14 protein-coding genes are annotated in these 24,227 nt (G+C 33.7%); 2 read left to right on the plus strand and 12 right to left on the minus strand.

The window, feature by feature from the left end; genetic code table 11:
* Positions 1-33: 33 nt before the first annotated feature.
* The 9 genes from E9099_RS17200 to E9099_RS17240 all read right to left on the minus strand — a co-directional run bounded on the left by E9099_RS17200 (position 34) and on the right by E9099_RS17240 (position 9,942).
* Entirely contained in the window at positions 34-2,955 is a 2,922-nt protein-coding gene (locus E9099_RS17200; protein WP_136584746.1) for a glycoside hydrolase family 3 N-terminal domain-containing protein, read from the minus strand.
* Between the two features lie 121 nt (positions 2,956-3,076).
* On the minus strand, positions 3,077-3,562 hold the full coding sequence (locus E9099_RS17205; protein ID WP_136584747.1) for an ABC transporter ATPase: 486 nt from the start codon (positions 3,560-3,562) through the stop codon (positions 3,077-3,079).
* 13 nt (positions 3,563-3,575) lie between these two features.
* On the minus strand, positions 3,576-4,799 hold the full coding sequence (gene serB / locus E9099_RS17210; protein ID WP_136584748.1) for a phosphoserine phosphatase SerB: 1,224 nt from the start codon (positions 4,797-4,799) through the stop codon (positions 3,576-3,578).
* A 50-nt stretch (positions 4,800-4,849) separates the two neighbouring features.
* Positions 4,850-5,041, minus strand: a complete 192-nt coding sequence (locus tag E9099_RS17215; protein ID WP_136584749.1) for a hypothetical protein — start codon at positions 5,039-5,041, stop codon at positions 4,850-4,852.
* A complete protein-coding gene (locus E9099_RS17220) occupies positions 5,041-5,832 on the minus strand; it encodes a (Fe-S)-binding protein (protein WP_136584750.1) in 792 nt (263 codons plus the stop codon). The genes E9099_RS17215 and E9099_RS17220 overlap by 1 nt, the downstream gene beginning before the upstream one ends.
* Before the next feature lie 8 nt (positions 5,833-5,840).
* A complete protein-coding gene (locus tag E9099_RS17225; protein ID WP_240788917.1) occupies positions 5,841-6,158 on the minus strand; it encodes a hypothetical protein in 318 nt (105 codons plus the stop codon).
* A gap of 322 nt (positions 6,159-6,480) precedes the next feature.
* The gene (locus E9099_RS17230) at positions 6,481-7,794 is read right to left on the minus strand and encodes a 4Fe-4S dicluster domain-containing protein (RefSeq protein WP_136584751.1); all 1,314 of its coding nucleotides are present in this window, start codon (positions 7,792-7,794) and stop codon (positions 6,481-6,483) included.
* A 27-nt stretch (positions 7,795-7,821) separates the two neighbouring features.
* The gene (locus E9099_RS17235) at positions 7,822-8,775 is read right to left on the minus strand and encodes an MlaD family protein (protein ID WP_136584752.1); all 954 of its coding nucleotides are present in this window, start codon (positions 8,773-8,775) and stop codon (positions 7,822-7,824) included.
* Positions 8,776-8,829: 54 nt separating this feature from the next.
* Positions 8,830-9,942 carry an N-acetylmuramoyl-L-alanine amidase gene (locus E9099_RS17240; protein ID WP_136584753.1) on the minus strand — a complete coding sequence of 371 codons (1,113 nt, stop codon included), beginning with the start codon at positions 9,940-9,942 and terminating at the stop codon, positions 8,830-8,832.
* A gap of 87 nt (positions 9,943-10,029) precedes the next feature.
* Here E9099_RS17240 and E9099_RS17245 point away from each other — a divergent pair, with 87 nt between their 5' ends.
* Both E9099_RS17245 and E9099_RS17250 read left to right on the plus strand, forming a co-directional pair.
* Entirely contained in the window at positions 10,030-12,792 is a 2,763-nt protein-coding gene (locus tag E9099_RS17245; protein WP_136584754.1) for a putative LPS assembly protein LptD, read from the plus strand.
* 45 nt (positions 12,793-12,837) lie between these two features.
* Positions 12,838-13,218, plus strand: coding sequence for a RidA family protein (locus E9099_RS17250; RefSeq protein WP_136584755.1), 381 nt, complete (start codon positions 12,838-12,840; stop codon positions 13,216-13,218).
* A gap of 612 nt (positions 13,219-13,830) precedes the next feature.
* Here the strand turns inward: E9099_RS17250 and E9099_RS17255 are convergent.
* From E9099_RS17255 to E9099_RS17265, 3 genes are all read right to left on the minus strand, one after another.
* Entirely contained in the window at positions 13,831-22,575 is an 8,745-nt protein-coding gene (locus E9099_RS17255) for a T9SS type B sorting domain-containing protein (protein WP_136584756.1), read from the minus strand.
* A gap of 366 nt (positions 22,576-22,941) precedes the next feature.
* Positions 22,942-23,316, minus strand: coding sequence for a methylglyoxal synthase (locus tag E9099_RS17260; protein ID WP_136584757.1), 375 nt, complete (start codon positions 23,314-23,316; stop codon positions 22,942-22,944).
* Between the two features lies 1 nt (position 23,317).
* Positions 23,318-24,181 carry an N-acetylglucosamine kinase gene (locus E9099_RS17265; protein WP_136584758.1) on the minus strand — a complete coding sequence of 288 codons (864 nt, stop codon included), beginning with the start codon at positions 24,179-24,181 and terminating at the stop codon, positions 23,318-23,320.
* Positions 24,182-24,227: the final 46 nt, after the last annotated feature.

Here is a 24,227-nt window from a genome sequence, read left to right on the forward strand (position 1 = left end):
ACTTAGTCTGATTAATTCAAAAAACTTTACAATTTAATCTATAATAGCATCGTAGATGGCTGCCTGAATATTGGTTCTAATGTCTTTACGTAATAAAGTATTGGGTCCTTTAGATGACGGATACGTTCTATTTGCCATAAAGACATACACTATTTCCTGTTCTGGGTCTGCCCAAGCATACGTTCCTGTAAAACCAGAATGTCCAAAACTAGTCATACTAACACAACCGCAAGTTGGTCCTGATTCTCCTAATTGTGGTTTATCAAATCCAATACCTCTCCTGTTATTACTTTCACAATAATAGCAGGTATTAAATTTATCTAAAGTTTCGGATTTAAAATACCGTTTACCACCGTAAAATCCTTTTTGTAAATACAACTGCATAATTTTAGCAATATCATTTGCGTTACTAAAAACACCTGCATGACCACCAACACCATCTTGCATTGCTGCACCCATATCATGTACATAACCTTGTACCTTTTGATAACGGTAATAATCATCATTCTCTGTCGGTACAATTTTACTATTACTTACTTTGTTATAAGGATTGTACATCGTATGGTTGGCACCTAAAGACTTATAAAAATGATCTGCAGTTAACTCGTCCAACCGTCTATCGTAATGCGACTCTATATATTGCTTTAATATATAATAAGGCAAATCACTATATCTATATCTCAGTCTAGATAATAAATCCGTATCCTTAATCCTCATGTTTATTGAATCCTTATAATCATCTCGTAAAAATAATTCTGGAGATACTTTTATAGAGAATCCTTTTGTTTTTGTCTTTCTATAATACTTTGCTGAAGGTTGTTTTGTATCGGGGTCTAATGTTTTAAAATAAAAAGGAATCCAAGGTTTTAACTGTGCATAATGCGACAACATCTTCTTTAAAGTGATGTTTTTTTTATTAGAATTTTTATACAATGGAATGATGTCACCCAGTTTGGTCTCTAAAGAAACAATACCTTGTTCTTCCAACTCCATCATTAGAGGTAAAGTCGCTACAATTTTTGTTAACGATGCAATATCATAGATATCATCAAAAGCTACAGCCTCGTTACCTTCATACGTATGTTTACCAAAATTTTTATTGTAAATAACCTTTCCTTTTCTTGCTATAACTAACTGTATGCCTGGGGTCATTTTACCACTTACCGCGTAGTTAGCAATTGAGTCAATTTTTTTTAACGCCTCACTAGACATGCCCACACGTTCCGGAATGGTATAGCCTAATCTTTCCAAACTATTAGATTGTTTACCGTCCCCTACTTTAAAAAACTCGCCTGCGGATACTGGTAACGTCCCTCGAGCAGGAATAGCTCCAAAAATAAGTTGTGCCGATTTTTCTTGGCTTATTTTACTGTTCTGATAACTAACAACAACACTTTCAATGTTAGTCACTGATTTTAAATCTAAAAGCGCATAAGGCTTAGCAAATACATCAAGAATTACATTGTTTGTTCTTGCTATTTCTTGCAACCACACTAATTCTTTATTCGAAAATTTATAACTCTTCCAAGGACTATCATTAGACTTGTGAAATCCAATAATAACCGTATTATAGGATTGCAATTTTTTAATTAATTCATCTAAATTATCATCAGAAATTTCATGTACCTTAGTGTATTTTTTAAGTTCATCTACAAAATATGATCCTCCATCATCTCCTAATTTAACATAGGCTATTTTTTTTGTTTCAAGATTTCTGAAGGGTAACTGATTTGTAGTATCTCTAGCAATAGTAATGGCATTTTCCATTAACATCTCATACAGTGCATCATCTTTTATTCTACTTAAATCAGACACTAAATTATAAGTTCCAATTGGTCTATACTTATTTAGACCAACTTTATACTTAGCCATTAATATTTTTTTAACCGAATGTGCTAAGCGTGCTTCAGTAATATCTTTATTGTTGTAAGCATCAACAAATTTATTAATTGCTGTTGGGACATCTCCTGACATTAACATCACATCATTACCAGCTTTAAAAGCCGCTAAATCTATATCTCCAGGCGCGCTATAATTAGACGCCCCTTTCATCGTTAAAGCATCCGTAAAAATAAGCCCTTTAAACCCTAAACGTTGTTTTAATATATTAGTTACAATGTTTTCAGATAATGTTGAAGGGAATCCATCTCTAGGCTCTAAACTAGGAATATTAAGATGTGCAACCATAACACTTGACAAACCTTCTTTAATTAGCTTTTTATACGGATATAACTCGATAGAGTCTATTCGTTTTTCATCAAAATCAACCGTTGGTAGTGTTTTATGAGAATCTGAAGAGGTATCTCCATGTCCTGGAAAGTGTTTCGCATTAGCTAAGACGCCAACACTCTGCATTCCTTTCATAAATGCTAAAGCTTTATCTGTAACATTGTCCCTATCTTCTCCAAAGGAACGGTTTCCAATGATTGGATTATTTGGATTAGTATTAATATCTACAACTGGTGCAAAATTAAAATGAACGCCTATACGCTTACAATGTTCACCTAACTGACGTCCAGTTTGCTCTATCAACTGATTGTTTTTAATAGCACCTAGCGTCATATTCCATGGAAAAGCGTAAGTAGAATCCAAACGCATACTCAAGCCCCATTCCGCATCCATACCAATTAATAACGGTATTTTAGCGGCAGCTTGTAACTCATTATTAAGTTTTGCTTGTCTAACAGGACCACCTTTAGAGTAAATTAAACCTCCAATTTTGTTGTCTCTAATTAAATTAACTATGGCATTTTTTTCTCGTGCTGTTTGTTTAGAAAAAACCTGAACCATGTACAATTGTCCAATTTTCTCTTCTAAGGTCATCGAATCATAAAGATCATCTACCCATTTTTGTTGTGCTACAGGATCTTTATCCAATAATGGATTGGGTGTATCTTGAGCGTGTAAAACGCTGGTAAACACTAATAATAAGACAAGGTATTTTAAATATTGCATATACTGAATTTGACTATTTAAGTTGTATTTTACTATACGACTAAAAACTATGCCAAATTAGTACAATTCTTACTATTAATGAAGGACTTTGTGATAGAATTATAATCGTTTTTTAAACACCTTAACTCAAAAAACGATTATGCCAACTTTCGCTTGCAGGAACTTCCCAGCTTTCATTTAACTCTTCAATATTAGTCACTAAATTGTTAAATACAATAGTGTTTTTAGAGACTGCCTTTTGTTTAGCCATTTTTCTAAAATCTGTCAATGTTTTGTGAGCTACAAATTCTCCTTGCTTGTAAGACACATTCATTTTGTCTAATAAGTCGACTTCGTATTCTTTTTCTAACTGCTGTATAAACACTACAGAAGCATCAATACTACAACCTGTTGCTTGGTTTAAATCCTGATCTAAAGCTATTATTATAAAACGTTTATACCTAATATCATAACCCGCTTTTAATTCGCCACCATGTGCTGTCCATCCTTCTACAAAGACATCCAGTTTTGACTTGATTTCTTCTAATTCGGCATCAGAAAATGAGCGATTAGCTTGGTAAATCCAAACTCTTGACGTTTCTGGTAATGTGTTAAAATCTACTAACATTATACTTTTATTGTTATTCTATTAAATCTATATGTCTATCGTGATACCCTAATAAATATAAAACACCATCTAGTCCTATGCTAGAAATGGCACTTTGGGCATTATTTTTCACTTTTGGTTTGGCATGAAAAGCAATACCTAATCCTGCTAAATTTAGCATTGGTAAATCATTTGCTCCATCTCCAACCGCGATGGTTTGACTAATGTCAATCCCTTCTTTTTCTGCAATTTCTTTAAGATATTCTGCCTTTTTATTACCATCCACAATATCACCAAGGTAACCACCAGTAAGAACTCCATCTTTAATTTCTAGTTGATTAGCATAGACGTAATCCATACCTAACTCCTTTTGCAGGTAATGTCCAAAATAAGTGAATCCACCTGATAAAATAGCTGTTTTAAAACCGTATTTTTTTAGTGTATCAATCAAACGTCTAGCTCCTTTTGTAATAGGTAAATTAATTGCAACATCATGCAGCACATCTTCACTTAATCCTTTTAACAACTTCATACGTTGTTTAAAACTTTCGTTGAAATCAATTTCGCCTTGCATAGCCGACTCAGTAATTGCCTTTACTTCGTCTCCAACACCTGCCAATTCTGCTAACTTATCAATAACTTCTGCCTGAATTAATGTCGAGTCCATATCAAAACAAACCAAGCGTCTGTTGCGTCTGTATATATTATCCTCTTGGAATGCAATATCCACATCTAAATTGTGTGATATTTGCATAAACTTTTCAGTAAATTCTGATTTATTTTCAATTTTACCTCTTATCGATAACTGAATTGATGCTCTAGGGTATTCTGCTTCTTTAACCAATGAGGTACGACCTGTTAGTCGTTTAATAGCATCAATGTTTAAGTTTTTATCTGAAATAAATTTAGTTACCTCAGAGATTTGTTCTGCTGTTAATTTATCTCCTAAAATAGTAATAATGTAACGGTCTTTTCCTTGAAGATCCACCCATTTTTCATAATCCTCTAATGAAATTGGAGTAAACTTAGCTTTTACGCCCAACTCATAAGCTTTAAACAATAAATCCTTTAAAACTGAGGCCGAATTATTTCCTGATTCTATTTCAAACAAAATACCTAATGATAAAGTATCATGTATGTTAGCTTGACCGATATCTAAAACTTTAGCGCCATATTGAGACAAAACATTAGTTAGTCCAGATGTTAGACCTGGTTTATCTTGCCCTGAAATGTTTAAAAGAAATATATCGTTAGTCATTTTTACTGTTTTGTTTAAAGAAGACATAAAGTGTCAACTTTAAAATTTAGCTATTTGTTTTTCAATTTACTTTGATCTTTTCGATAAGTCAAATAACCATTAAATAAGGCAAATAGAACACTATGAATTAAAAATGTTAAAGCTGAAAATGGTTTTCCTTTGTAATAGTCCCAACCAGCCATTAACAAAGCAAATGCTAATCCTGAAATTAAACCACTTATAATATATTTTTTGATAGCCATTATAATCCTTGGGCGCTAGCTATTAGCTCGGCTATATCCATAACCTTTACCTCATTTTCTTTTTCTTTCACTTTTACACCATCAGACATCATTGTCATACAATACGGACAACCTGTTGCGATAATATCCGGTTTGGTTTCCAAAGCATCTTGCGTCCTTAGCTCGTTAATATCCAAAGCACCTTTTTCCGGCTCTTTAAACATTTGCCCACCTCCTGCTCCACAACATAAAGCTGTCGCTTTACTACGCTTCATTTCTTGCAGATTGGCATTTAAAACTGATAGAACAGCTCTTGGTGCTTGGTATTCCGAATTAGCACGACCTAAATAACACGGGTCATGGAATGTGATACGCTTACCTTTAAAGCTATCATCTTTGACTTCAATAACTTTAGAGTCTATTAATTGCTTTATGAATTGTGTGTGGTGTAATACCTCATACTTACCACCTAACTCTGGATATTCGTTTTTTAAACAATTAAAAGCATGTGGATCGCAGGTTACAATTCGTTTTACCTCATATCCATTTAATACTTCTATATTCATCACAGCTTGCATCTGAAACAAAAACTCGTTTCCTACACGTTTTGCCAAATCTCCTGTTGCGCTTTCTTCAGTCCCTAATACGGCAAAATTAACATTAGCTTTGTTTAAAATTTTAATAAATGCTTTTGTTATTTTTTTAGCTCTATCATCATAACTTCCTGCTGATCCTACCCAAAATAAAATATCTGGAGTTTTACCTTGGCTCATCATTTCTGCCATCGTTGGCACTATAAGTGTTTCGCTCATAATTTGTTTTATTTTATTGCTGAAAAATCGATTTTAGATAATCTGATATAAATAGATAATATCTTAATTCCTTTTTTCATTTTATTTCTTGGATCGTCTTGTTCTAAGGCTGCTAACCTTAAAGCTTCCAACCCTAATTCTTCTGTTTGTTTCTCTGTACAATAATCGCAAAGCACTTTTTTTAAACTAATGCTTTCTACTCTACTTTGCTTGTACTTAATTTGTGTAATTATCTTAAACTGAAGTGAATCTTTTTGATAACCTTGTGCTTTAGCTTGACTTAAGCTAAATATTGAGATTAACGATATTAAGATTACGTATTTCAAATACTTATGCTTTTTTATTACGTGTTAAAATAAAAATAATTCCTAAAGTCAGTGTTAGACTTCCAAAAAAAACTGAAAGCGATCCTGCTATGTTATAAATATCCTTGAAAAAAAGTATAAATACTCCAATAACAATAAGTATCAAACCTATAATGCTCCTAGTTTTACTGGGTACTTTTAAAATAATACTCATGGTTTCCTTTTCTTTAAATTATAGTAATGACATTCTTTTTTTGTCAAAAAACAGCAAAAAAAAATAAACCTCCTTTTACTGTGCTCAAGATAATTCCATCGCGTACCTTGTGATAACGCCCAAATTATTCTACTCGTCTTTCCAATTTAAACGGTCCATTTGATTGTAAGGCCATGGGGCACCATTGTTTTCGATATTGGTCATCATATTATTAAGCTCTGTTGGCGCCGAGCTTTTTTCCATCACAGAATATTGACGCATCTGCATGATAATATTTAAAGGATCAATACTTACTGGACAAGCTTCTACACAAGCGTTACAACTAGTACAAGCCCAAAGTTCTTCATCTGTAACATAGTCGCCTAATAGTTGTTTACCATCATCTACAAACACACCTTTATTAGCATCTATATTTTTACCAACTTCCTCCAGACGGTCTCTTGTATCCATCATAATTTTACGAGGTGATAATTTTTTACCCGTTAAATTAGCAGGACACTCGCTTGTACAACGTCCACATTCTGTACAAGTATAAGCGTTTAAAAGGTTTACCCAACTTAAATCTTGCACATCGCTTGCTCCAAATTTTTCTGGAACAGCATCGTCTTCTCCTTCTGGTGCAGCTGCAAACGGATCTGCATCTGGATCCATCATCATTTTAACTTCTTTTGTTACTGCTGGATTATTAGCAAATTGTCCTTTTGGAGTTAATTTACCGTAATACGTATTTGGAAAAGCTAACAGGATGTGTAAATGCTTTGAGAAATATAGGTAATTTAAAAACGTTAAAATACCAACGATATGCAACCACCAAGCTGCACGTTCTACAATATGTAAGGTTGCTTCTGACACTCCACTAAATAATGGTGCAATAAATTGACTGATTACGTTTCCTGAATCATAGCCTTGAAAAACGGTATCTGTAGCATTCATTACTAAAAACAAACACATTAAAACGACTTCAAAATAAAGGATAATGTTACCATCTGACTTAGGCCATCCAGTCATCTCTGCACTCATAAAACGTTTAAGTTTTATTATATTACGTCTGACCCAAAAGATGATAACTGAAACCAATACAAGGACTGCTAATATCTCAAAACTGGCAATTAAAAAGCCATATAAAGCACCGGGTAAAATTGAATGTCCAATCCTATGTGTGCCAAATAAACCATCTATTATGATTTCTAAAACTTCGATATTAATAATTATAAATCCAACATATACTACAACGTGCAAAAAACCTGCGATTGGACGTTTAACCATTTTGCTTTGTCCCAAAGCAATGTATGCCATATTTTTCCAACGCTGTGGTTTGTTATCTGAAACGTCTAAATCTTTACCTAGTTTTATATTTCTGACTAGTTTTCTGACATTATTTGCAAAATAACCAATACCTGCAGCAAGTATGATTGCAAAAATTATATTTGGTATGTATTCCATTTGTTTAGTTAGTTTATGGTCTTAGTCTTATTTTTCTTCTTCAATTTCATTCCCGTCTGCATCATAACGTTTTGCTTTTTTTCCAAATAAAGAAAAATGTACGTAACGTTTAGGGTTAAGCTTCATATCTTCTAAAAGTTGCTCCATTTGCAATGCAGCCCCTTCCATATTAGTATAGAGTTTATCATCCTTTAATAACTTACCAATAGAGCCATCTCCCTTTTCAATCCCCGCAAGCATTTTGTTCACACTTCCTAACGTTGCTTCTAGATCGGCTACTGTTTTAGTAATATCTACTTTATTTAGCTTCTCACTCATCGTGCTAAAGTTAGCACTCGTTTTATTGAAGTTTTCCACCATTGCTGTGACGTTAGCATCATTTTTTTTAACTAAAGCATTAATTGAATGCGCTAAGCCATTGTATGATTTTAAAGTTGAATTTAATTCGGCTAACGTGCTTTTCAACCCATTTTCTGATTGGTCTGCAACCAAAACATTAAGGTTACCCATTAATGTATCAACGGTACTTAAGGTTCCATCTAGGTTTGTACTTAATTGTGAAAAATCACTGGTTAAACTATTAACCAATCCTTCCTTTATAGAAGATTTAATTAAATCACCGTTTTTAGCCATTTGATTATCTTCTACAGGAATAATTTCTAGAGCATTACCCCCCATTAAACCCGCTTGAAACAGGCTTATAGTACTATTTTTAGAAAACTGTAATTGTTTATCTACAGAAAAGGCAACTCTAGTCTTACCAGTTTCAAAATCATATATGATCTCTTTGACTTTTCCGACAGTATTTCCTTTAATGGTGACTGGTGCAGATACATTTAGTGAGTTGTAATCAAACTCTGTATAATACGTGTTATTCGAATCGAATATATTATTTCCTTTTAAATAACTAAATCCAAAAATGAAAAAGATAATTCCAAGTATAACTAGTATGGCTGTTTTAACTTCAAGTGTTAGTTTCAATATGCTAAATTTAGATTGGTAACAAAATTAGAAATAAATTATAAAAGAATGGGTCTAATTAACTTCGGTTTTTAAAGCTTCCGATAGTTTAATTTGTTTTCCTTCTTTAATCGCTACAATATAAGCATCTTTATAACCTTTATTTTTTGCTTCTATTTGTAGTTTTTGAGCGATATTATAATCCGATGTGTAACCATAATAATATTTATATAAGTCACCTTGTTTTTCTCTAGAAACGTCTAACAACCCTTTAAAATTATAGGCTTTTGGTTCTAAGGCTTTAGAACTGGCTGCTAGCTGAATTTTAAAAACGGTGTTTTTAATTGTTTTTACATCCGAAGAAATAGTGTCCGCAAAAGTTTCGTCAACAATATAATTATCACCAACGTTTAAATCTAGAGATTTTTTATAAGCATTAATAGATTGTAATATAGAACTTGCCATTTTAGACTGTCCACTTTTTGAATTTAAAAATTTTCCTTCGGCATTATTAGTTAAAAACCCAACTTCTACTAAAACACTTGGCATATACGTATTATGTAATACCCAAAGGCTAGCTTGCTTTATACCTCTACTTTTTCTTTTAGACTGTCCTATAAAATTATCTTCAATTAATCGCGCTAGCTTAATACTTTGCTCGATATAATCTTCTTGTTGCAACGCTAATCCTATTAAAGACTCTGGAGCATTGGGATCAAACCCCTTATAATTTTTCTTGTAATCTTTTTCTAGAAAAATAACTTCATTTTCTTTTTTTGCGATATCAAAGTTACGTTTCGTGTTCGCAACTCCTAAAATAAAAGTCTCTGTACCGGACGCTTGCGAAGAATGTGCGTTGCAATGTACAGACACAAATAGATCTGCATCTGCCCTATTGGCAATCGCTGCACGCTCGCGCAACTCAATAAAAACATCTGTTTTTCTAGTATAGATAACTTTAAAATCTTTTTTAGCCTCTAAAGCCTTACCCACTTCTAATACTATTTTTAGAGCAATGTCACTTTCTTTATGACCATTCCCTAAATTACCAGAATCATGTCCTCCATGTCCTGCATCTAACACAACCACAAACTTTCCACTAGATGTTTGAGCATGCATAGTTTGACTGGTATTAAATGTTAATACTAATATAAAGGATACTATAAGTTTAAAAATGTACGTTTGCATAGATGTTATAACCAATTATTATTACGTTTAGTATGAATCATAATTTTTAACGAATATTAAAACATTCACAAAAAAATATATGTAGTTTTGTCTTTTCAAAAACCAAGCCATACTTTTACAAAAATACATTTAAAAGCGTTGCGTACAAATAGTCTTCATATACTTTTTTCTTTGAGTTTTACAGTGTTTATTAACACTTTAAGCTTTGGACAAGTGGATTTACCCAAAGATGGTGAAACAATACGTCCTATTCAAGAAACAGAACAGCCCGAAATAAAACAAAACGATTCTACTACAGTTAGTGTAAACGAACTACTTGGAGTTAAAAAAGAAACCGATAGTGTCCTATCAGATTCTATTAAACCAAAACCTTTATTAAGTAGTACTGTATCATACAAGGCCAAAGATTATATGGCTTATAAAAAGAAAGAATCTAAAATGTATCTTTATAATGAAGCACAAGTGCTTTATGACGACATGGATATTTCTGCAGGAATAATAATTATAGATTATACTAAAGATTTAGTTTATGCTAAAGGGATTACTGATTCTTTAGGCGAATACACACAAAAACCTATTTTTAAACAGGGTGCTAATGTTATAGAGCCTGACTCTATTGTCTTTAATTCAAAAACTAGAAAAGGATTAATCTATAATTCTCAAACCGCACAAGAACAAGGTGTTTTAATTACCGAAACCACAAAACGGGTTAACGATTCTGTCTACTATTTAAAAAATGCAAAATTTACGACGTCCGATAATTATGACGATCCAGAATATTACTTTTTAATTAGAACTGGTAAATTGGTCCCAAGTAAAAAAGTAATTACAGGGCCAACCAATCTCTTTATTTACGACGTTCCTACTCCAATTGGTTTACCATTTGCTTATTTTCCGTTATCAAAAAAACGTACTGCAGGTGTATTATTTCCTAGTTTTGGAGAAGATGGTAATAGAGGATATTTTTTACAAAATGGAGGCTATTACTTTCCTATAAATGATAATGTAGATTTAGCTGTTTTAGGAGACTATTATACTAACGGAAGTTATGGTTTAAGACTAGAAAGTAAATATGCTAAACGCTATAAACATAGTGGAAATTTGGCGTTTAGATATGAAAACTTAATTACTAGTGAGCTTGGTTTTCCTGACTATGCAAAATCAACCATTTATAATTTACAATGGTCCCACTCTCAGGATTCTAAAGCAAATCCAAGTTCTACATTTTCTGCCTCAGTCAATTTAGGTAGTAGTAGCTATTACCAACAATCTATAAATCAAATAAACCTACCGAACACACAAAACAATACCTTATCATCTTCTATCTCGTATTCCAAAACATTTGAAGGAGAGCCACAAGCTAATATCAGCTTAACTGCAACACATACACAAAACACGCAAACCGAATCCATAAGCATGACGCTACCAACTTTTCAAGGTAGTTTGGCTAGGATATATCCTTTTGCAGGAAAAGATGGCGTAAAAAGCGGAATCATACAAAACATTAATTTACAATATAGTGTTCGAGCAGAAAATAGTATTACGACAACAGACTCTTTATTCTTTAAAAAAGAAATGTTCGACGATGCTAAACTAGGTGTACGCCACAGTATCCCATTGAGTACAAATTTTAAGATTTTCGACTATTTTAGTGTTTCTGCCAGTACAAATTTTGAAGAAACTTGGGTAGTAAAAACAGTTGATAAATATTATGATACTGCAAATGAAGAAATAATTACGGAAGATGTTAATGGTTTTGATGCTTTTAGAACCTATAATTTTAGTACCAGTATTGGAACAACGCTTTATGGTCTTTTTAACTTAGATAAAGAGGGTGAAGGAAAAAAACTACAAGCTATTAGACACGTTATTAGACCAAGTCTTAGTTATAATATTAATCCTGCTTTTGATAATTATTATGATGACTTTGAAATCATTGATGCTGATGGAACTACTAAAAGTGAATTTACTAGATTTGAAAACAGCCTATTTGGCACTCCAAACAACACTTTTTCTAGCTCTATAGGTATAGGAGTCTCTAATAATTTTGAAGCAAAAGTAAAAGATTCGGACTCGACTAAAGTAGAACCTAAAAAAATAATTTTACTTAATAGTCTTAATTTTTCTACATCGTATAATGTTGCTGGAGATTCATTAAAATGGAGTCCTGTAAAAATTTCCGGAGGAACACAAATATTCGATAATAAAATGAGTATTAATTTTGGTGCCACGTTAGATCCTTATGCTCTAAATACAAATAACACAAGAATTAACACCTTTAATATAGATAATGGCGGAAGCTTATTTAGATTAACCAGTGCCTCCCTTAATTTAAGTTATAGCTTAAGTAGTAAAGACGGCAGTAGCGACAATAAAAATGACGCGATTGATAATAGATTGCTAAGTGGTGGACGTGCCGATGACTTGTTTGGGGTCTCTCAAGATTTTGCTGCTCAACAAGGTACTTTAGGTGGTGAAGAAAAAGAAGAACGAGAATCTGACGAATTTTACAATAATAAAATCCCTTGGAGTCTTAGGTTTGCCTATGCCGTTAATTACGCCAATAGCACACGTCAAGATGAGATATCGTCACATTCGTTAATGTTTTCGGGAGATATTGAATTATCACCAAAATGGTCCATTGGTGGCTCATCCAGTTATGATTTTAAAAACAATGGATTTGGTTTAACACAATTACGCTTTGAACGTGATTTATTAAGTTGGAGGATGAACTTTACTTGGGTCCCATTTGGTACTTACAATAGCTGGAATTTCTTTATAGGAATCAAATCTAGTATCTTAAAAGATTTAAAATACGAACAACGTCTTAAAGCTGACGAAGGTTTATAATATTTTTTTATTATTTCGCTTAAGCGGAAATTAAATACACAAACAATGAAAAAGATAATAGCTACAACAAAAGCCCCTGCTCCAATTGGTCCTTACAACCAAGCCGTTTTAAGCGGAAATACTTTATACACATCTGGGCAGATTGCATTACATCCGGAGACTGGAGAATTGGTAATGGATGATATTAAAACAGAAACCAAACAAGTTATGGAAAACATGAAAGCTGTTTTAGAAGCGGCAGACATGACTTTTGAGCACGTTATTAAGACATCTATCTTTATTAGTGACATGCACAACTTTGCACAAATTAATGAAGTCTACGGTACTTATTTTAATGATGATACTGCTCCTGCTAGAGAGACAGTAGAAGTTGCTAATTTACCAAAATTTGTAAATGTTGAAATTAGTATGATTGCTATTAAATAGCTTTTATCACCTAAATATAAAAAAGCCTGAACTTACGTTTGGGCTTTTTTAGTTTTGTTTATTGGATGCCTATTACCATATCCTGTTAAGTAAACTTTATCTTAACTGTTTAAATAACACAGGCTTTATATGCTGCTAATTTACTTACTGACAAGTAATTGGATATAAATAATATTTTTTGATTCTTAAACCGTGTATTCTGGTTGACTACTATGTGTTAAAAACGCTTTATTAAGTTAAACTTAATAACCGATTGGTCCAACATTTGTCTCATTAATAATTTGAATTAGTCTCTTAAAAAATATCTAAACCTGTTCAGAGGTATATAATAATTGTTCTATAAAGTTTTATACATAGGTTTTAAATATTTCTATATAAATCACAAACGAAAATACATGTCTAAGTCAAAGAAGTAAAAGATATCATACTTATATCAGCCATGCTTGCTCCAAACAGAAACTATTGAAGTCATTAAATAATAAATAACAATTGACTACATGTACAGAATAGCATAAATACTGTTAAATAAATTACCACCCTTTGCATACAAAAAAGCCTGAACATATGTTCAGGCTTTTTTTATATCCATAACTATTAGGTAGTTATTATGACTTATCGCTTTAAGGTAAAGTGTGCCTTAAATTGTTTTCTACTATTATTTGGATCGTTTGGTTCTCTATAGTCAACTGTAAACCAATAGTCACTGGTTGGCATTGGATTTCCGTTATACGTTCCATCCCACCCTAATCCTGTTGGACTGAGTTGCTTTAATAGCTTTCCATAACGATCAAAGATGTAAATCACAGCATCTGGTTGATCATCAATTCCGTAGATATTCCATGTGTCATTAAAACCATCATCGTTTGGTGTAAAGAAGTGTGGGTAATCCATTATAGAAACTGGTAAACTAGATTCTCCACAACCATTTATATCTCTTACTGTTACAATATGATCTCCTGCTCCAACATCCGTAAAAGTATATGTTCCATCATTTGGCACATTAACTTCCCATGGTCCGTCATCAATACTAAATTCGTATATAGAACTTCCACTTCCTGTTGCGGTAACAAAAATGTTATGTACGTCTGCAAAAGCTTCTGTTAACAAGTCTACTGTTATTGTCGGTGGCTCGCTTTCTTCAACTATTGTTGTTGCCTCTGTTGGACACATAGTAACACTACTTGAACTAACATCTGTAACGATTACAGTGTAATTACCGCCTTGCGTTGGCTCTAAACTACTTCCTGTTTCTCCTGGAATAATAACCGATTCTAAAAACCATTCAAAAGTATAGTCCGTGGTATTTAATCCTGTTTCGATTATTGGCGCACTGACTACTTCCGTACCATTAGTGTTAATACATAATATATAGCTCGCCTCTAACTCAACCTCTGGTAATGGATTTACTTGTAAGGTTAACTCTGCGGTTTCATAACATATTGAAGTATCAACTGTAGTACCTGTTCCTGATCCATCATCTATCATCGTATCATTATCTACACGCACATAAATAACTTGTGGGTTAATTATGTTTTCGTATAATAATGGTAAAGGATTTATTGAAGCATCGGCATCGGCTTGCGTTGCGTAGTAACTTACAATATAGTTTGCTGGATCTTGTCCATCTAAAACGTCTGGATTTTGAGAAACTAAATCAAACTGCACACTATCATTTGTAGTATCCCCATCGGTTTCCATATTGTCATCACATAGCTCGTAAACAATTGGCGTCATATCTGGATTAGCCTGTGCACCCTCTTGTACCTCAATACTAAAACTTGTTCTAGCAATACAACCTGTAAGATTATTTGTAATATCTACAGAAATAATCTCTGGGTTGGTAGCATTGGTATAACTTGATGGATTACCTATTGTAGTACCATCTGCTGCATAAAACGTTAGTGTAAAATCGGTAGCACTTTGCGTCCCTAAAATTTCGTCTGTTTTACTCACTAAATCAAATCCGTATTGACCATCACTAAATAACTCGCAATAGATATAGTCTTCGATTGGACTAACCTCTGGTAATGGATTAACAATAATATCAAAGCTTACAATGGTATAACAACCTGTTCCTGATGTTCCTGTTTCATCTGTTCCGTTAGTTACACGCACATAAATAGTTTGTGGGGTAATAGCCACTCCTGGATTTGTTGGATCTTCATTACTATGCATCGTCGGATCAGCTATTGGCGTTGTTCCCATTAAAGCATTATCTAAATCCGTATAGTAACTTAAATGTCTTGGATCACTTGGATTAATACCTTCACCATTTAATATGACGGTCGCATCTTGCGTTAAATCAAAGATTTCGATTAAATCGTTTGGTCCTACAATAGCAACATCATCACACAACTCAATATTATCTGGATTTTCTAGTGGTGTTGGATTTGGCAACACACGAATCGTTAATGTGGTAAATGAGAAACATCCTGTGTTAGAATCTGTAACTCTAACATAAACCGTTTGTGGGTTTGCTGGATTAGCTCCAACCATCATGTTGGTATACATCGTTGGGTCTGCAATAACATTAACATCCGCTTGTGCATCTGCTTGTGTTACGTAATACGCAACAATCCAACTGACGTCACCTGCTGTAATTTCGTCATCTTTAAGGGTTAAATCAAATGTTGCCATGTCATCATTATTTTCATAATAATTAGCATCTAACTCATCACAAATAGCTAATGGTGTTGGCTGTACTAGTACTGGAGGAAAGTCTACTCTAATTTCAAACTGTCCTGTAGTCACACAACCATTTGTATTACTAACTAATCGGATATAAATGGTTTGTGGATTAGTCGCATTGGTATAGTTACCTGTGTTAACTATAGGACTATTTCCACTCTCAGCATTTAATGCTGTAGTATGATACGTTAAAGTAAAATCTGCAGGATTTTGTGTTCCTAAAATTTGTGGGCTCATAACCGTATCAAAATCAAACTGATTAAAACCATCGTTATTATCATCACACACGACATAATCGTCTATTGTTGCAGGTACTACTGGTGAAGGCTGCACTTCTAATGGTAAAATAACTATTGTAAAACACCCCGTAATATCATTTTCTGCACGAACATATACATTCTGATTATTAAGTACGACATTAGTGTATGGACTAGTTAATAGATTTATCCCCTCGGTAGCATCTGATTCTGTTTCGTGATAACTGATACTAACCCCTGGCTCACCATTTAATATACTTACCGTTTGACTGTCTAAATCGAAAAGTGCTAGACCATCATTATCAATATCACATTCTATTAATGCACTCGGGTTAGCTTCTGGTGATGGTGTTGGGTTAACTCTTAAATTTAAAGTAATTGTACTAATACATCCTGTCACATTATCTTCTGCTCTGACATATACGGTTTGTGCATTAGCGGTATTAGTATAAGGACTAAAAATTTGATCCGCAACTGTTGCATTGTCCGCCCCCGCTTGTGTAAAGTAATGCGTTAATGTAATACCCGTTTGTCCATTTAAAATTTGTGCATTAGCATCTTCCAAAGTAAACTCTTCTTGTGCTAGTGTTGCAACTTCTCCTGGTAAATCAGTAGCGTTACATAACTCTAATGGCGTTGGCTGAACTAACACTGGTAATGGATTAACAATTAAATCCATAGTTGTAGTCGTTGAACATCCATTAGCATTATCCGTTATTACAACCCAAATCGTTTGCATATAAACCGTTGTATTAGTAAATGCATTTGGTGTCGCTATGCCATTTTGAGGGACTGCTGCATCTGCTGCTGTCGTATAATAGGTAATAGTATAATCTGTAGTTGCTAAATCATTTGTTGTATCTGTATCTAATTGATTTAATATTTCTGGATTATTTAACTCTAAATCAAATGACGCAATGCCGTCTGCATCATTATCACAAACTTCTAAGGCGCTTGGATCTGTTATTTGTGGTGTAGGATTGACGATTAAATTTAATGGTATAACAGTCAAGCATCCATTGTTCATATTCTCAACACGAACATGAATCACTTGATTATTCACTACGATATTATTGTAAGCACCAGTAAATGGATTAACATCAAGCGCTGCATCGCTTAAAGTTTCATGATATGAAATCTCTACTCCTGCAGCCGCTCCTGTAATTTCTGCCTCAGAATCTGATAAATTAAAGATACCAAATCCATCGCTATCTGGATCACAAAAAGTTAATGAGGAAGAAGGCACCAATGCTCCTGAATTATTTACAATTAAATCTAATGTTGTTGTATCATAACAACCACTTAGTCCATTTTCTAATCTAACATAAATCGTTTCAGGGTTAGATGTATTTTCATAAGCATTAGGATTTAGTATTACTGAAGTACCTGCTTCTGCATCAGATAAGCTATTGTAATAAGTAACCACAGTATCATCTTGACCATTACTAACAGTAGCGTCGTTTGAGGACAAATCAAAGATTTCAGTTTGATTAGCATCAATTTCACATAGTATCATATCGTCGACAGTATTAGCTACTGGAGATAAATTAATCGTAATTAAAACGCTATTTTCATCAAAACAATTATTTGGTAATGTATTTGTTTCGGAATACACATATAATGTTCTTGTTGATGTAATCTCAGTTCCTTCAGCAACTAAAGCACCTACGCCATCAGGACCATCTATTGCGGTATAATAATTATTATTTGCTGATAAAGGAGGTAAAATATAAGAATCACAGGCTTGGACATCCAGAGGTGCATCAGCAACAGGAGTGTTTGTAATTGTAATATCAAAACTACTTTCATCAATACAATTATTTGGAGCTGTTCCTGTTTCTATATAGATATATAAAATAGTTGATGCTGTTATTGCTGTTCCTTCTGGAATTAAAGCTCCAGTTCCACCCGGTCCATCTGTTGCTGTATAATAATTATTTCCTGTTGATAAGGTTGGTAAGATATAACTATCACAGGCCTGAACATCTACAAGCACATCTACTACTGGAGAGACATCCACTACTATTTCAAAACTATTTTCATCAAAACATTTATTAGGATCAACACCAGATTCAGTATAAACATAAAGTGTTGTTGATACTGCTATTTCTTCTCCTGCTAACACAACAGTCCCTGTTCCGTTTGGTCCACCTGTTGCTGTATAATAATTATTATCCATTGATAACGTAGGTAAAATATAAGTATCACAAACTTGAACATCTGCAGGATCGTCTGCGACTGGAGATGTATTAATAGTAATATTAAAACTAGTTTCGTCAAAACAATTATTTGGAGTTGTACCTGTTTCTACATAAATATATAAAATAGTTGATGTTGTTATTGCTGCTCCATCTACAATTAAAGTCCCCCCGCCACTTGGACCACCTGAGGCTGTATAGTAATTATTTCCTATTGATAAATTTGGTAAAGTATAAGAATCACAAATAATAATATCTAAAGAAGTATCTGCTACAGGAGTCTCATCAATAGTAATTATAAACTCATTTTCGTCAGAACACTTATTCGGAGCAATACCTGACTCTGTATAAATATAAAGCGTTGTAGTCGTTGTAATATCTGTTCCTGCAGCAATTACAGTTCCCGTACCATTTGGTCCACCTGTTGCCGTGTAGTAGTCATTATCTACTGACAATACAGGTAAAGTGTAAATATCACAAGCTTGAGCATCTACAGGTGCATCAGCTACTGGGGAATAATTAATAGTAATATCAAAAGTAGTTTCGTCAAAACAATTATTTGGTATTGACCCTGTTTCCGTATAAATAAACAAGCTAGTTGACACTATAATTGCTGTTCCTTCTGCAACTAAAGCTCCTGAACCAGTTGGACCACCCGAGGCTGTATAATAAAAATTATCTGCTGTTAAAACAGGCAATGTATAAGAATCACACACTTCAATATCTACAGATGAGTCCGCTACTGGAGTGGCATCGATAGTGATAGTAAAATTATTTTCGTCAGAACATTTATTAGGTGCAACACCTGATTCTGTATAAATATAAAGTGTCGTTGTCGTTGTTATATTATCTCCTGCTGCAAGTAAAGTTCCTGTTCCTAACGGTCCTCCTGTAGCTGTGTAATAGTCATTATCTAAAGATAACGCTGGTAATACATAAGTATCACAAGCTTGTGCATCCGCAGGCGCATCAGCTATTGGAGAAGTATTAATAGTAATATCAAAAGTTGTTTCATTAAAACAATTATTTGGTGTTGTCCCTGTTTCTTTATAAATAAATAAAGTAGTTGATACCGTAATCACTGTTCCCTCCGCCACTAAAACTCCAGTTCCACTTGGACCATCCGAATCCGTATAATAAAAATTATCTGCCGTTAAAGCTGGTAAACTATAAGCGTCACAAACTTCAATATCTACAGAACTGTCTGCTACTGGTGTAGCATCTATAGTAATAGTAAACATATCCTCGCCAGAACAAGTATCAGGAGCTATGCCAATCTCAGTATACGTATAAAGGGTCGTTGTTGTTGTAATGGCATCACCCGCCATCATTAAAGTACCTGAGCCACTTGCCCCACCTGGTGCTGTGTAATAGTTATTATTTGCAGATAAAGCAGGCAACGTATACGTATCACAAGCTTGAACATCCGCAGGTGAATCTGCTGTTGGTGCACTATTAATGGTAACAACAAAACTATTTTCGTCAGAACAATCATTTGGAGCAGTACCAGTTTCTATGTAAACAAAGTAAATTGTGGTTGTTGATACTGTAGTCCCTGCAGGAACTAAAGCTCCTGTTCCGCCTGTTCCTGTATAATAAGCATTACCAGCTGATAACGCAGGCAAATCATAAGAAATACAAGCTTCGACATCTAAAAGCGCATCTGCCACAGGAGAGGTATTAATAGTAATTACAAAACTATTTTCATCTGAACACGTGTTTGGAGCTATACCTATTTCAGTATAAATATAAAGTGTCGTTGTTGTTGTAATATCATCACCTACTGTCATTAGAGTACCTGTACCACCAGATGCCGTATAATAATTATTATTGGCAGATAAAGCAGGTAGACTATACGTGTCACAAGCAGAAACATCTGCTGGATCATCTGCTATTGGAGGCGCACTAACAGTGATGTCAAAATTACTTAAAGAAACACAAGTTGCATATAAATTATTGATTACTCTAACATAGATAGTTTGTGTTGGACTAACCGTATTAGTGTAAGTACCAGGATTAGGAATTGGATTTAATCCGGAAGCACTATCCAGTAAATTTTCATGAAAAGTCACAGTAAAATCTGAAGGACTTTGGCCACCCAAAAAGTACGTTTCTAAATTAGAAAGGTTAAATATCTCAACCCCATCATTAGATGCATCATCACAAACAATTATTGGGTCTAGCTGATCCGCATAAGCTTTAGACGTTACTATTAAATCAAATAAAGCTGTCGGAGAGATTACAAAGCAAGTAGGGTTCGCAATACTTTCAACCCTAACAAAAATAGGTTGTGGACTTACCGTGTTGGTATAACTATCCGGTAAAGCACTTGTACCTGAATTAGCATCAGTCAAATTTAAATAATAACTAACACTATATATACTAGGGTCTAACGTCCCAAGTATTGCAGTATCTTTTGATGTTAAGTCAAATACTTCAAAACCATCATTAGTTACATCATCACAAATAACAAAATCGTTTGTTGTAGTAATAGATGGATTTAAATACTGTAATGTAAAAGAATCTGTTGCAGCACATTGTCCTGTATCATTATCTTCAATCCTAATATAGATTATTTCAGCATCGGTACCTACGTAATTAGCTGCGGTAGTGATAGCGTTAGCATCTAAATCAGCATCAATTTGTGAATTATGAAAGGTTACGGTAACAGCCAATGGATCTTGTGTACCAATTGCTGTTGTTTCATTCTCGGTTAAATCAAAATTTGAACTTCCTGTCCCGTCATCACAAACAAACAGATTAGAAATACTCTCTATAATCGGAGTTGGAATAAATTCTATTACAATGGTATCTGATGTTGTACAAGTTGGTGAAAATATAACATCTACACTATATACACCATCTACTGCTGCGTCTAATGTAGCGCTAGTTTCTCCAGGAATAACGCCCCCATCTAAATACCAAATATGTGCAAGTGTTGGTAAATTAGTATCTAAAGGAATAGTCCCACCACTACAAATTGCTGTACCAGCTGCAATTGTAACATCATCACCTAAGTCTCCTCCTAAGTCAAAGGAACCTGCATCTATAAAAACAGCTGAATCAAAATCTGTTCTTTCAAGAGCACCATTACGATGATCATCAGCAATTATTAGTTTAAGGGTATAACTTCGATTTGGTATAACGGTAGCTTCTGCCGTCATTGGACGTGTAAATCCAGAATAATTTAAAGGATCATCACTAGCAGGCAACCCTAATGCTGTACCTCCATAACTTGCTCCATAAAAAGAATCAAAATATGTCGGATTTTGAGCCGGACAAACACCTGTTGGACTATTCCAAACCCCATTAGTTACTGTATATCCAGATACAACATCAGTTGTTCCTGGGACAACAGCTATATTACTAACAGCACCAGAAACCCCGTCTGTCAATATAAAAGCCATAGCATCCGAAAACCTGCATGGTGAATCAATAAACTCATCAGAGGCATATAAAAAGTCAAAACTTATTTTATTTCCTCTGGGTACAAACTTAAATTCTATGTAAGAGGCATTAACAGATTCATCAGTAGTTAAATCGTCTCCTGGAGTACCATCTAAGTCCGTATTGATAATATCCTCTAAATCTCTATCACCTTCCCAAAATGGAGTAGATTCACCTTGATCACCTGTTTCTGGCCCTTCAGCATCACGAGCATCTCCAGTTGCTAAAATAATTCCCGATTCAAAAGCAAAAGTACCAGGTGTAGCTGTAAAATAGCCAATCCCATTAACACTACCATAATCAGTCCCTGTACTCCAATCAATATCTGTAATAGCCTCGCAAGGGTTATTAATTAATACGTCAGTCACTAATTGAGAAACGTTGTAAGTATTACTATCAGATGCTAACTCTACAGAAATATATGGACTGTATCTAGCATCGCTACTTTCTACAGTAGTAATACTAGTAGTAAGGTCTGTTTCGCAAATATCTATAGTAATAACAGTCTCGCTATTCCCCTTAAGATCATTAGTGTGATCATATAAATATATAGTTGCAGAATAGTCAATAATTGTTCCATATTCTAGTATACAACCAGTACCATTTGAACCACCAAACGCGGTATAATAATTTTGACCTTCCCGTACACTTGGTATCACATATTTATCGGATACTTGTATCTCTGTCGTTTTGACAGTATTTGAAATACTACTTGTGTTAAAAAAACTTGATAAACCAATAGCTACAAGTAAAATTAGTTGTTTCATAAATATAATATAGTTGAACGAAATAAAATAAAATCGATTAAAAGCTTATAAATTTAACGTTAATTTTATTTTTAATCCCCTTATTTCGAATAAAATAAAACGAACACCGGCTATTTACTTATTAATTTGCAATATAAATAGTACTATTCAAACTTATATATTAGATAAAAACCATCTAACATTAAGTAACAAATATTAATGACAACTCCCATGCTTATTAGGATATACTAACAGCAATACCGATATATAACGTGCTACTATTTATATTTAAAAACAAAAAAAGGATAGTTAGAAAAGTGAATATTTTCTTACTATCCAAACTCATCTCGTGCAAAAAACAAACGAATCTAAAGTTATAATGCTAAATTAAGTTGATTCTTGAAGCGATTTCATGAAAAGTTCTGCGCTTGCCAAATTGGTTGCTAACGGTACATCATGTACATCACATAAACGCATTAACATAAGTACATCAGGTTCATGTGGATGCTTTTCCAACGGATCTCTAAAAAAGATAACCATATTACACTTTCCTTCAGCTACTCTTGCGGCTATTTGAGCATCACCTCCTAAAGGTCCAGATAATAATCGTAAGACTTCAAATCCCGCTTTTTTGACTTTTTTACCAGTAGTCCCTGTAGAGACTAAAGACATATCTTTTTGATGAAGAATAGCTTGGTGTTGGTTAAGAAACTGGACCATTTCCGCTTTTTTACCATCATGTGCAATAATTGCAATCTCCATATTATTGAATTGTTTTAGTGTGAAAAGAAACTAAACCTTCGATTGGTCGTCTTTCAAAATTACCAACTTTAAAACCTAATTCTTCAGCAACAGCTTTAATTTCATCTTGACAGAAAAAGGCAATAGAACCAGCAAAATGTACTGGTACCGTTTTTAGTTCTTCTTTATATTGCATGATCATATTTTTTGCAAAGCGTCTAATTCCAGATTTAATTAATTCTAATATGTATTTAGAATCTTTATTTAGTATCATAAACTCGGCAAAATGAGCTAAATAAGCATTAGCATTAGGTTGCTTATATAAATTATATTTTATATAATCTGCTTCTAGATTATGTTTATGTGCAAATGCAATCCTGATATCTTCTGGCATGTGATTAAAATAGTAATCTCTTAGAAGTTCTTTTCCGTAATAATTACCTGATGCATCATCCATTATGGTATAACCTAGAGACTTTACACGTTGATGTAACGTTGTACCATCATAATAACTACAGTTAGATCCTGTCCCTAAAATACATACCACAGCTGCTTCTGTTGGTGTGTTAATAGTTGCATATACTGCAGCCATAGTATCTTCATCCACTAAAATATCTGCTTTTGGAAAAAACTCTTGAAGAATAACTTTAAGCATTAATCGTGGATTTTCTGTGCCACAACCGGCACCATAGAAAAACACATGAGTCACACTATCCTTATTATCATTTAAAGCCGGACTCTTTTTTAAGATTTTCTTTATTTTCTTTTCGGAAAGTATGGCCGGATTTAAGCCTTTGGTGCGTATTTTTTCAAGTAATTGGTTACCATTTTTGTCTACTGCTATCCAATCGCATTTTGTAGACCCACTATCAACAACTAAAATCATATTTCAAAAATTTATTGTAAGATAAAAAAAAGCACAGTAAAATGAA

Source organism: Psychroserpens sp. NJDZ02 (assembly GCF_004843725.1).
Lineage (GTDB): Bacteria > Bacteroidota > Bacteroidia > Flavobacteriales > Flavobacteriaceae > Olleya.

Coding starts and splice junctions, on each gene's coding strand:
- E9099_RS17200 (WP_136584746.1), bottom strand. CDS start 2,955: ATGCAATATTTAAAATACCTTGTCTTATTATTAGTGTTTACCAGCGTT.
- E9099_RS17205 (WP_136584747.1), bottom strand. CDS start 3,562: ATGTTAGTAGATTTTAACACATTACCAGAAACGTCAAGAGTTTGGATT.
- serB (WP_136584748.1), bottom strand. CDS start 4,799: ATGACTAACGATATATTTCTTTTAAACATTTCAGGGCAAGATAAACCA.
- E9099_RS17215 (WP_136584749.1), bottom strand. CDS start 5,041: ATGGCTATCAAAAAATATATTATAAGTGGTTTAATTTCAGGATTAGCA.
- E9099_RS17220 (WP_136584750.1), bottom strand. CDS start 5,832: ATGAGCGAAACACTTATAGTGCCAACGATGGCAGAAATGATGAGCCAA.
- E9099_RS17230 (WP_136584751.1), bottom strand. CDS start 7,794: ATGGAATACATACCAAATATAATTTTTGCAATCATACTTGCTGCAGGT.
- E9099_RS17240 (WP_136584753.1), bottom strand. CDS start 9,942: ATGCAAACGTACATTTTTAAACTTATAGTATCCTTTATATTAGTATTA.
- E9099_RS17250 (WP_136584755.1), top strand. CDS start 12,838: ATGAAAAAGATAATAGCTACAACAAAAGCCCCTGCTCCAATTGGTCCT.
- E9099_RS17255 (WP_136584756.1), bottom strand. CDS start 22,575: ATGAAACAACTAATTTTACTTGTAGCTATTGGTTTATCAAGTTTTTTT.
- E9099_RS17260 (WP_136584757.1), bottom strand. CDS start 23,316: ATGGAGATTGCAATTATTGCACATGATGGTAAAAAAGCGGAAATGGTC.
- E9099_RS17265 (WP_136584758.1), bottom strand. CDS start 24,181: ATGATTTTAGTTGTTGATAGTGGGTCTACAAAATGCGATTGGATAGCA.